The organism is Bacillus norwichensis, from assembly GCF_014836955.1.
Classification (GTDB): Bacteria; Bacillota; Bacilli; order Bacillales; family Bacillaceae_C; genus Siminovitchia; species Siminovitchia norwichensis.
In genome coordinates, this window is sequence record NZ_JACSPV010000032.1 from 38,256 (window position 1) to 49,951 (window position 11,696).

Annotated in this window: 8 protein-coding genes and 1 pseudogene; all 9 read right to left on the reverse strand. The window is 34.1% G+C overall.

Annotation, left to right across the window (positions count from 1 at the left end):
- Positions 1–21 precede the first annotated feature (21 nt).
- On the reverse strand, positions 22–273 hold the full coding sequence (locus H9631_RS15790) for a hypothetical protein (RefSeq protein ID WP_191814466.1): 252 nt from the start codon (positions 271–273) through the stop codon (positions 22–24).
- 229 nt (positions 274–502) lie between these two features.
- Positions 503–6,931: a phage tail tape measure protein gene (locus H9631_RS22730; protein ID WP_191814468.1), complete on the reverse strand. Its 6,429-nt coding sequence runs from the start codon at positions 6,929–6,931 to the stop codon at positions 503–505.
- A 162-nt stretch (positions 6,932–7,093) separates the two neighbouring features.
- A complete protein-coding gene (locus H9631_RS15800; RefSeq protein WP_191814470.1) occupies positions 7,094–7,423 on the reverse strand; it encodes a hypothetical protein in 330 nt (109 codons plus the stop codon).
- A complete protein-coding gene (locus H9631_RS15805) occupies positions 7,420–7,719 on the reverse strand; it encodes a phage head-tail connector protein (RefSeq protein ID WP_191814472.1) in 300 nt (99 codons plus the stop codon). The genes H9631_RS15800 and H9631_RS15805 overlap by 4 nt, the downstream gene beginning before the upstream one ends.
- A gap of 18 nt (positions 7,720–7,737) precedes the next feature.
- Positions 7,738–7,905: a hypothetical protein gene (locus tag H9631_RS15810; protein ID WP_191814474.1), complete on the reverse strand. Its 168-nt coding sequence runs from the start codon at positions 7,903–7,905 to the stop codon at positions 7,738–7,740.
- A gap of 73 nt (positions 7,906–7,978) precedes the next feature.
- Positions 7,979–8,791 (reverse strand): hypothetical protein, encoded by an 813-nt coding sequence (locus H9631_RS15815; protein ID WP_191814476.1) that lies wholly within the window; start codon positions 8,789–8,791, stop codon positions 7,979–7,981.
- Between the two features lie 110 nt (positions 8,792–8,901).
- Positions 8,902–9,555, reverse strand: coding sequence for a DUF4355 domain-containing protein (locus tag H9631_RS15820; protein ID WP_191814478.1), 654 nt, complete (start codon positions 9,553–9,555; stop codon positions 8,902–8,904).
- A 147-nt stretch (positions 9,556–9,702) separates the two neighbouring features.
- Positions 9,703–10,476: a minor capsid protein gene (locus tag H9631_RS15825; protein ID WP_191814480.1), complete on the reverse strand. Its 774-nt coding sequence runs from the start codon at positions 10,474–10,476 to the stop codon at positions 9,703–9,705.
- Positions 10,473–11,609 (reverse strand): annotated as a pseudogene (locus tag H9631_RS15830) (phage portal protein); the annotation flags it as partial. The gene H9631_RS15825 and the pseudogene H9631_RS15830, both read right to left, overlap by 4 nt.
- Between the last annotated feature and the right edge of the window lie 87 nt (positions 11,610–11,696).

Consider the following 11,696-nt stretch of genomic DNA (forward strand, 5'->3'; position numbering starts at 1 on the left):
CTTTACGAGTATATCGTTCTTTTACTCCTGATCCCCATCTGTGTCCTTTGTATTTTCTTCTGTACCAAGTTTTTCATTGATCTTATGTAATAATTCGATCACTTGAGCAAATCCTATAACAAAGATACCTGATAAAGTTCCTATGCCAGCCCATAATAAGAATACAGGCCATTCAAAATAAAAATCATAAGCCATTTTAAAACCAATAAGTAAACCAATAAAAATTTCAAAGCAACCAATAATCATTAAAAGAGAAGCAACTTTATTTTGCATACAACTAACCCCCTTCTTTATATCTCTATCTAGGCAATTCGACATAAGAAGGGAAAATCCTTTAATATTCGCTTCAACCTTTAATTCGTATATATCAGATATCACTTTTTCCATTACTTACTAGTCCAAAGAGTCTGTATCATAATGGAAATATGAAAAGACAAAAAAGCCTTTCAACCAGGAACTTGTCCCAATTGAAAGGCTAATAATTATTGTGCCGTAAAATACTTTATCTTCCACCTCTTGCTTTGACGCCATTAAAAATTTCTTCCAAAAGAATCTCTGCATCATTTTTATTGCCTTTTAAGTTGTCAACTCTTAAACTGATGCCGCCATAGTCAAAGTGGTTTGTTATATTAGTTTGTTCTCCACCAATAGTTGGAGATTTAATTTGAGGCAATTTAGGAAGTTTACTAGTTAATAGATCTTTAGGAAGATTGCCAGTAAATATATCCTTAGACACCTTCATTGCTTCTAGGAAATTAGATGTATCAGGTTTACTCAAGATCATCTCATCTTCATGAACAATCATGGCTTTCCCTTCAGGCCCCCAAGATGGCAATAGTCCACCTGTTTTGGCTTGAGCAATCTTTATAGGCTTATTCTTTTTATTCCCCATATAGGAATTTGCTTGGTTTATTAAATCAATTAGATTATTGGATATTGATTTTCCTAAAATCTTAGTATTCGCTTTAATGTTTGCATAAAACTTATCCAATTCTTTTCTAATTTCTTTTGTGTTTGCATTGATAATATCTGAACGCATTTTATTAAATTTACGCTCATCGTTTAGGAGATCATCATATTTATTTTCAATTTCCTCTTTCTGTTCCTCTAGGTTTGCAATTCGCTCTTCTCTGGCTCTGTCTTCTTGCATCTCGAACAAAGACTCTTCTTGTTCCTGGAGTTGTTTTTGAAGCTCTGATATTCTTTTCTTTGCTGCATCAGAGTCATCCAAGGATAGGCTTGCAATTTCATCTAGAATTTCTTGTCTGTCTTTTTGAGCTTTTTCTAATTTCTTTTTATAGGATTCATCGTCAGCCGCTTTGTTTATTCCTTTAATAATCTCATCAATTGCATCTAAAGCAGCCTTCTTTTGAGCTTCCAATCCCTTTTTGTATGTATCAATAATGGTCTCTGCCATTGATATACGTTCGTCAAGAAGAGTGCTTTCCAATGAAGATAATGTTTTATATCTATCAACCAACTGATCTTGAAGGAGCGCTTTTTGTGCCTTATTCAAGTCTTTATTTGACTTAATTTGCTTTTTAATGAAATCAATTGCTTTCTTTTCTTGATCAATTTGCTTTTTTAGTATTTCTTCTTTTTTGGCTTGTTGATTTAACCATTGTTTAGAAGTGGATACTTCACGTTTTTGTATTAGATCAATCTTAGCTAAGTCATCTTCATAAGACTCTTTGATTCTATCGAATTCTGCTAATTGACTCTCAATTATATCCATGTATAATTGCTGGAGTTGTTTTTGTATCTCTAAAGAGTCTTGTTCTAATTGAATCAGCGTTGATTTAGCATCATCCACATCTTTAGCTTGTTGAGCAACATCTTTAGATTGTTTTGATTGAAGTTCTTTTAAATATGGAAGTGGGTCAATTGCTTTTCCACCTTGCTCAATTTGCAAATGCAAGTGTGCACCAGTTGAATGTCCAGTGTTGCCAACTTTGCCAAGTTGTTGTCCAGCCTTAATAGTTTGTCCTGCTTTAACATTAAGACCTTTCTGCATGTGCATATATTTTGCAACAGTGCCATCGTCTTGTTGGACGACAACCCAATATCCGGCAGAATTGCTGTATGTGGCTGTTATTACCTTACCACCACGCAAAGCCTTAACTGGATCACCTTGTCTACCATTAGCAAAATCTAATCCTTTGTGTGCAGATGAACGTCCTGCTGTATCGCCAAATTTAGATGTTTGTCTGAAATTATTTAAGTAATAACTAGCAACATTTTGAGTGGCAGATTTAACTACTGTAGAGGTTGAATTAGCGATTTTTGAATTATAGTCACTTACGACTTTTTTTACGTAATTCTGAGTTTCTCTAAAAGGAGGAATACCGCCATATTTTCTAACATTCCCAGGGCCAGCGTTATAAGCAGCCAATGCTTTTTCTAAATTGCCTCCAAATGCTTTGAGTTGTTGTGCAATATATTTTGTTCCACCCATAATATTTTCAGCAGGATTGTAAGCATTTTTAACACCAAGACCACGAGCTGTAGCTGGCATCAATTGCATTAAACCTTGTGCGCCTACATGTGATCGAGCATTTGGATTAAAGTTAGATTCCTGCTTTATAATAGCTGCAATCAAGTGTGGGTCTACACCATACTTCTTAGCCGCAGCATTGATTTCTTTTGAGTACTGCCCTGAGTATCCAGACACTTTTGTTGATTTAACTGAAACAGGAGTTACTCCAGAAGAAGGAACTTGAACAATTCCTTTTTGTTGAATCTTACCCGACTTGATTTGTTTATTTATGGATTTGTGTTCTTCTTGGATGAGTTTATTTTTCTCTTTTAATAAATTAATTTCTTTTTGTAGTGCTTCACGATATTTTTTAGAATGCTTAGGAAGTGACTCCTGTAAAGCACGTTGTTTCTCTAGTTGGAGATTTAGTTTTTCTAAAGCTTGTTTGAACTTATCTGATACATAAATAGAATGTTCGTATTCTTTATTTGCATCTTTTTGAGATTTTTTAGCTTTATCTGTTGCTTTTGAGGCTTTTTCTGCACTAGTTCCGACATTTTTAAGCCCTGCACTTGCGAGACTAGATAGACTATCAAGCACTTTTTCTGCTTCAAATATGGGAGCCAAGTTTTGATGAATTTCTCTGTTAACTGCTCCAAAAGCACCTGATTGTATTAAGAAACTCATGTTTCCGTCTGTTGCTTCTAGCATTTGCTTCGTTGCTCTAGCCCTTGCTTCAGCGAGAGTTTTAACACCTTGAAGGTCTACTTTGTAAAGCTTTAATTTTTGTTGAACAGCTAATTTTTCAGCCTCAAGTTCTGCTTGTTTTGCTTTTATCATGTCTTGATATGATGCTAATTTAGCATCTCTTAGTTCAAGAACAGCCTGTTGATTTACTTTTACTATCCCATTTTCAATCTTGATTGCATTTGCTAAGTCTTTTTCCTTAGAAATTAATTGTATTGCCTCATGCGCAGATATTCTTTTCCCTTCTGCCATGTCTTCTAGAAGTTTATTTATGGGGGAGAGCTGATTAGCAAATTCGTTATATATATCTGTTCCTAATAAAGTTGCTGCTTGATCATGTTGTTTAGCATTATTTAATTCATAATATGTATCAATTAATTTTTCAAGTTCAGTTCGAAGATCCTCTGCTTTGTCTGCTGCCTCCGTAGCGCCTGACGTTTCTCCTAGTTCATCATTCAAGAAGCCTAATTCAATCTTTAGTTCTTCAACTGTTTTTCCTGTAGACTTTGCAATACTTTCGAAATCAAGATTAGAGAGAATAAAATTTTTAAAGACCATATCAAGGTCACTATAAATACCTTTTAATTCTGCCCCATCAATTCCGTTATCTTTTGCAATTTTTACAAGTGATGATTTTACTTTATTAAAAGCTTCTTCTACCTTTTTGGAGTATTCATTGAGATCATCGCCTCTTAGGCCCTCTTCTACTTTCTTTTCATACTCTTCTATTGCATCCCCTAATTCAATAAAAGGCTTTTTAAAATCCTTATTATCTAAATTGTTCTTGAAGCTTTGAAAGACTTCATTTATCTTATCTTCTGATGCTCCACTTGTAGCAACGATAGAAACAAATCCGTCAATAACTGATGCAGTGGACTTCGAGATACTATCATCCATTGTCATGGCATTTTTAATATATTCTTTCGCTGCATCCTGGAATGTAAGAGAAGCTCCCGTTATTACATTGTCTAGATTTTCATATTCTTGTATTTTTCTTTGTATGTAATCATAAGAATCCTTTTGTAAAAAATCTAAGTCCTTGCCTTCTTTTAACTTCTTTTGTCTTTGTTCCTCTAGACTATCGAATTGCTTATATAGTTTTTCAGCAGAATTATACTGTGCTTGCATTCCATCAAAAAAGTTCGATTTATTATCTTTTTGCTTATCTAATTCTTTTTTTGCTGTAGAATAATTATCTTCAACTTCTTCTTTTCTTTTAATGGCGTCTAGTTTCTCTTGGAGTTCAATCTGCTTTTCTAATGATTGAATCTGTGTGTTAATTTGATCACTTGTTTTTAATATTTTATTTCCGTATTGATCTTCTCCAATTACCATATTAGGTAATACTTCTGCAATTTCATTGCGAATTCTGTTGAACTCGTTTAAGTCGTCAAGGTTATAGTTACCACTAGAAATCTTTTTCTCATACACTTCATAGCTTTTGGTTAACTCGTCTAAACTTTTTTTGCCATTTTCAAACGAAGACAATGCATCTCTTTGCCTTTGTTCCATTTCCTCTTGAGCTTCCCTTGCTCTCCCCATAGAAGCAAGCATTTGTTCCAATGCCCATCCAATACCAAGAAATGCTAAGCCCACTCCCGTACTGGCAACAATAGATTTAAATGAAATGCTTAATGCTTTTGTTGCTATTGAAGCTCGATCGGCTCCTTCTTTAAGAAAAATAAAATCAGTCGTTAAAGTTCTTAAGCTTTTACTAAAAATTACTGCTGCTATTCCGGCTGCACTAAAAATCGTGGGTAATCCGCCAATTGCCCCTGATGTTTTTGTAATAGCTTCAAATAAAGCACCAAACCCTTGATAAGCTTGAATCATTGTTTCTGATAAGAATGCTTCTCCAAATGAAAGAGACATCTTTTCAAATTCAACTCTTGCAAGTTGTGCCCTGGCTGTAATTGACTCCATATAAACTTCATTTTCTTGCAATGCTGAACCCTGTGAGTTCATACTTGAATCTAACATTTGCCTATACATAGAATCTGCACTGCCTAAATCATCCAAAAAAGCAGCCATACGTGTACCATGATACTTACCTGCTAATCCCTCAATTACTATGGATTGATTATATTTGTCCATAGTTTTCAATTTGTCAGCAACTTCCTGGTAAATGTCAATTACATGTCTCATTTCCCCAGTGTTAACATCTAACAAGTCTACTCCGACCATACTTAAAGCATCTTCAGCAGGCTGGCTGGTGAGTCTTGGAAGGACATTTTTTAGGAAGTTTCCTATTTCATTTCCTGACTGTTTAGTTGCAGCAGTTACCGTTCCTAAAATTGCATTTGTTTCATCAAATGTCAAATTCATCAATTTAGCCGTTGCACCAGCACGTGAATGCCCCTGAGCTAATTTTTCTGAGGTGGTGGCATAGTTGTTTGAAATCTGATTCCAAGAATCAACTATTCCCATTGCTTCAGATGTTTCTTTTTTCCACTGTATCAAAGAAGAAGTGAGATATTCTGAAGCCTGTTGACTTGTTAGTTCGGCTACGTTCGCTGCAACAAGTCCAGCTTCAGTTAAATCCCTTAATTCTGATTCTACATAACCTTGTTTTGCGAACTCCTCCATTGCATCTAGGGATTCGCCTATGGATCTTGCAAACTTTTCACTAGAGTCAATGGCTGTTTGCAAAAGTTTGGCAAAGTTAGTGTCTTCATCCATAACTTTCTTTAGAGAAACTAAGCGATCGTCAACCTCACGTATAACGCCTGTCATTTCTTTGAAAAGCCGAATTGTACCGAAAATTGCTGTTGAAGCTCCCAACCAAATGGGAAATTTTAACATTGCTTGTTCTAGGGCCTGTCCTAATGTCATAGATGATCTTGCAGCTTCGCTTGCTTCAGCTCTAAATTGTTTCATTCCCAATTTAGCATCTTGGATGTGCTTACTCACATTAGGCATAGATACATTAAGCTTTTCAACATCATACATTAACTTTCTAAGGCCATCACCATCAACAGTTTTTGCATGAGTCTTAAGTAACTTATTAGCATCAATCGCAAAATTCTTCTTAAATAGCTCTAATTTCTCTTTTTCTTGTTGCAATAATTCTCTGTTTAAGTTAATAGCCTTTGCTTGGTTTTCTGCTAATTTTCTATCGTCTGCAAGTTTTCTGGCTGTGGACTGTTCCCTAGCTCTAGCCATCTGCTCAATTAAATCTAATTCTTTTTTATGATCCTGTGTAATGTTATATCCACTTACATCACCATTATGATCTGTGCTAATTTTAATCTTTTTATTTCCTAAATCATCCTGAGCCTGAATAGTACCGGATATTTTTTGGCGAGAAGCATTAAACCTTTCGCTTTCTCTTATTAGCTTGGTAAATCCTTCACGTAATTGATCAACAGTAGTTTTAGCATTACCAAAAGAGTCTGTCATGGTTTTACCCATGTTTTTTGCCTTTGTAGTTGTCTCGGCAAACTCTTTATCTAAGCCATCAAAAAATGTTCTCTTTACTTTAGTTCCATCAGGCATAATTGCTTCTTCAATGACTTTGCCACTATTCTTTGCAACTTTTTCAAGCTGCTTAAATCCATCATTGAACTCTTTGATTATCGACAAAGCTTTATTGTCAATCTTTAATTCAATAGCTGTATCTTTAATTTTCTTTAATTGTTGTTGGATTTTTTGTTGAGTGGCATTGGCATCTAAACTACCGACAACTTTTATTTGTAATTCTTCACTCAAATTTATTAACTCCCCTTTCAAATAGAAATAAAAAAAGAGCGCCATTTTATATGGCGCTCTCTAGGTATTATTTATTTTATGTATGTTAATGAAATATTAAAGGACATCCCTACTTGCATCGGATGTCCTTGTCGCCCTTTGGCTAGCAATTAATTAACTATATTAGTAGTTGGGCTTATACTCACCATTGTCTTTAACTAAAACTTCATAGTGCTTCTCATAATCCATAACTTGAGTTATTTTGTATATTGTTTCTTTGAAAACAAACTGGTTGTTTAATTCTAATTTCGGATTTGGATAAGTAAAAAGCCTATATCTAACTTCAACAAAAGCACCATATTGTGTCTCTGCTAATTTTGGACTAAATGGCTCTATCTCCATTTTAAACGGTATATCTGGCTTAGGATCACCGTATATTGGTTTACCATATTTGTCTGTACCCAGGTATTCACCTTTTTCACCAAATAGATAGGCTGTCTTAGTTAACCTCATATAAATTTCATCCTTCTATGTTCATTTAACTTTTTATAAATTTCCGAAGGCAATCCATCTCGATATGATTCAGACAAATTCCCTTTTCTCTCTGAAGACATATTCTCTACACCTCTATTACGATAGTGAAAAATGGCAATATCCTCCACCGTTTCTTCAAGTGAGAGATTTAATTCATCAATATTGCAATAATCTTTTACAAAGTTCTCTGCCCTATCAAGATATAGGTATAAAATTGCATCCTTAGAGTTGTCATCAATATCTAAGATGAGTTTAATATTTTCAATGAAAGGCAAGTTAATCACCTACCCTATTCAATTTTTCTTTGAAGAAGATTTTTTCTTTTCAACTTGCTTCGGCTCAACCTTTACCTTTGCACCCTGTTTCACTTCTTCATAATTATTATCATTTTGACATCGTTTAATATGGTCAGGATGAGTCACTTCCCAAACTAAACCAGTTGTTTTATTTTTAAAAAACATTTTGTTACATCAACTCCTTAAATAAAAAGGGATAGAGCATTTCGCCCTATCCCTAATTTACGTATGTATTAAATTAACCGATTGTAGCTGTTAGAACTGCAAGTGCTTCAGGACGAATTACTTCAGAACCATAAACAAACAAGCCACGTACACCATCACTAAATGCACTTTCTAAACGCATAGCTTCTGTTTTATCGATTTGTTTACCGAAACCGATAGCAGATTTATGCATTGCCATGATTTTATACTTGCCTGAAACATTAGCAATTTCTTCAGACACAACAACTTGTAATCCATTAATCTTTTGTCCTTCCACTACACCATTTTCAAGAACAACTGGATTACGAGTAAAGCGATCATCTTTAGAAAGAAGTCCAAGAACTTCAGCATTAACCACTACAAAACGATTAGCTACTGGAACTTTCTTTTTGGAAAGTGCAGTCCCTAGGTCAACAATGTAATCATATACATTAGACTTATCCAATGGGATTGGCTCTGTATCTGTACCAATTACATTATCCGCATGTGCACCTGTATAAAGGCCGAATACAAAACCATCCATTTTTTCTTTAGCATTCGCTGCTTCATCTTCAGTGTAAGCATCTAAAATATCTCCTGCTGCTTGAACTGCATCAACATCGTCAACTGCAATAGCAAAATATTTCTTTTGATCCATATTTAACTCAATTGGAGTAGTAGTTGCTGCATCCCACTCAACTTCACCATTGTAATCTTTAAGTTGAGAAGCTCCAATACGATTGAAAATAATTTTATTTCCTTCAATTTTTGTTGGAGGAGTCGTTACCAGCTCTGCTGCTGAGAACTTACGGTATGCTGTTAATAATTTCGCTTCCCATACGCTAGGAATAAATGTTTGTACTGACATATTAAAATCACCTTAACCTTTTCTAATTTTTATGTAATAGTGCTTTCCTCTTTAAACGTCTAAAAGCTTAACAAGACAAAATAAATAGACATGAATTAACATGTCCGTAGTTAACTATTCTTTAATGCCTCATTGACCAAGCTCTGATCCATCTTAGAAATCTCATCTGGGGACATTCCTGCTAATTGCTCTCTAGTCAATGTATTTGGTTTCACATCTCCATCTTTTGGAGTGAATCCGTTTGATTTCATGCGCTCACTCACAGATTCCTGCAAATGATTTGTCCATACATCTTTTAATTTGTTAATGTTGGACATTGTTGCTTCTTTACTTTTTGTACCTTCCTCATCGTCTTCAGATTGAATAGAGATGAAGAAATCAATCAAGTCAGATGGGAGTTTATGCTCTGTAGCAATTTTAAATGCTTCATTTTTCAGGGACTCACGTAATTTATCACGCTTGATCTTTTCAATTTCGGCCTTTAAAGAATCTAACTGTAAATCCTTTTCATCTTTGCCGGATGTTCTCTTTTTGAGTTCATCCTCAATTAGCTTAGGCATTGTCTTTTCTTTAAAAGTAGACAATCCCTTGGAAAAATGCTTATCCTTTTCGGATTCAAGCCATTTCTTTAAACTTTCATCAGATTCAAATTTTCCTAGAATCTCATCAACGCTCGGTTCTTTAACAAAGCCCTGAAGATATTCTTTCACTTCATCTGATTCCATATTTGCTTCAATAAACTCTTTCACATCTTTAAACTCCATTTAAATAACCTCCTATGCCCTTCTAACGCTAATGAAGCCCTAGAAACGCAATTATATTTTGTTTTTTCATGCTGTTCTTTTACGTCTACACCATGAAAAAAGACAATTTAAAATCACCTTCTCATTTGAAAAAGTGATTGTTAAAACTTAATATAGTGAATAGATACATCTACAATTTGGATGCCTTGGAATTTTTGGTCTAGACGGATCATCAATGTCAAATATACTTCCATCTAAATCAGCACATTCAGCACATGTATTTTTTTCAAGAGCAGATACCCACTCTACTTTTGTTCGATTAGTATCTCTGTACAATTCTTCATGTGACTTAGCTATAACTCTTGCTGTTTCTGTATGAAGTAATCTCTCAGATTGATAGGCATTACTATTAAAGTGAGTTTTAAACTTATTCGAAATTTTATCTAAAGTCTCACCATCTTGAATTGATTTTACAAAGGTTGTTTTTAACGAGTTTTTTAGAGCTTGCTGATTCATCCATATGCGATCGGAAAAAGGAATTCCTGACCAATTGAAGTTTACAATTTCATTTATTGAATATGGATTCATTTGCAAAGAGGTAATATTCAATTTAAGATACCTTTCCATCAGGGAGGCTGTTTTGAGATACGTATGATGAGTAACAGTTCCCAAAATACTAAGTAAAATAGCTATTTCCAATGAGCCAATTTCTTTTAACTCATCTTCAATCTTAGTATCGAATTCTTTAATTACCCCTTTTCTATCCAATTGGATATAGTCTAAAAGACCATCATTACCATGCTGAATAAATACTTCAGCAAGAAATTGAATAATATTATCACGACTAGCTTTATATTTTAATAAAACCTGATTAAATTCATTATCTGATAAATTGTATATTTCTTTAACAACCTTCAATAGACTTTTCTCGAAATCATTCATTTATTTTCACTCACATGTTGAATATTATCTAAATCCATTGAATCAGATTGTTCCTTAAGTCGCTTCAATACTAAATCAACATCTGCAATATCTGGATGCATGGATAACAATGTTTTCATGTCAACATATGGTGCAAGTTTAACGATTTCGTCTGATATTTCGGCTTTGTTCTGTGGAATATTTCTCACAAAATTGAATCGGATATCATAAGGATCATACTCTTTACCCTGTTTATTTAATATGGTACAAATAAAACGAATACGTTTCCTCAATGCCTTTTCCATTTTACGTTCTTTGGTTGCTGCCTTAGAACTAAGTCCAAAAAGTTTGTACTCAAGAGCAACTCCACTCAAATTACTAGAAAAATTTTGTGATGTTAGATCGGGAATCGTAGAAAATTTATGTATAAGCTTATCAACAGTTTCAAAGAAGTTCTTTTGAAATTCTGGATTAACCTCTTTCGTTAAAAACTTTACTTGGTCAACATCATCAGCAAGAATTGCACCTTCCTGTTTCATTTTTTCTAGGTCTTCCTTTTTTGTCCCCTTCATTTTACCTAAAATGAGGTATGAATTTACCCATGCCTCAAGCTCATTACTACTATCCGAAAGCATAACCTCAACTGAATCTATCATTGGAATGAGTTGTTCAAAATCACCAATTTCTTCTTCATTGTTAACGTGGATACATACAGGAGTCTCCCCAAAATAATGTTCTCTTTTACTTTCTAAGGTGTAATTATCACCAGTGTAGTTGTATATACCTTCAGAATCATAAACTTCTACCTTTTGAATTTTTGATTTATCCGATAATGTTTCTTCCCAAGGGCGAACTGCAAATTTAACGTTTCCACTACTATCCTTTTCAACATACATTTCTAGGGGAGAATAATGTTTAAATCGAATATTGCCCAATTCATCAATGTAATGGAGTTCATATGTCTTTCCGTAAATTGAGAAGTTTTTTGCAATTTCCGCGTCAACATCTTCAGAATCATTAAGATAAAAAATATGTTTTAAATCATTCAAAAAATCCTCATTATTAGAAACACTGAGATATGATAAAGGCTTAGATGCAAAATAACCTGTAATCGTATCGATTATGACTGTCGGATAGGATAATAGCATCTTATTGTTAGGCTTATGTGACCGTCAAGTAGAATTGAACACTTTTTGCTAATTAATTTTGAACACTTTCGCTTCCAAAAATGGAAGTTCGAT

Coding starts and splice junctions, on each gene's coding strand:
- H9631_RS15800 (WP_191814470.1), bottom strand. CDS start 7,423: ATGAGGTTAACTAAGACAGCCTATCTATTTGGTGAAAAAGGTGAATAC.
- H9631_RS15810 (WP_191814474.1), bottom strand. CDS start 7,905: ATGTTTTTTAAAAATAAAACAACTGGTTTAGTTTGGGAAGTGACTCAT.
- H9631_RS15825 (WP_191814480.1), bottom strand. CDS start 10,476: ATGAATGATTTCGAGAAAAGTCTATTGAAGGTTGTTAAAGAAATATAC.
- H9631_RS15820 (WP_191814478.1), bottom strand. CDS start 9,555: ATGGAGTTTAAAGATGTGAAAGAGTTTATTGAAGCAAATATGGAATCA.
- H9631_RS15815 (WP_191814476.1), bottom strand. CDS start 8,791: ATGTCAGTACAAACATTTATTCCTAGCGTATGGGAAGCGAAATTATTA.
- H9631_RS15790 (WP_191814466.1), bottom strand. CDS start 273: ATGCAAAATAAAGTTGCTTCTCTTTTAATGATTATTGGTTGCTTTGAA.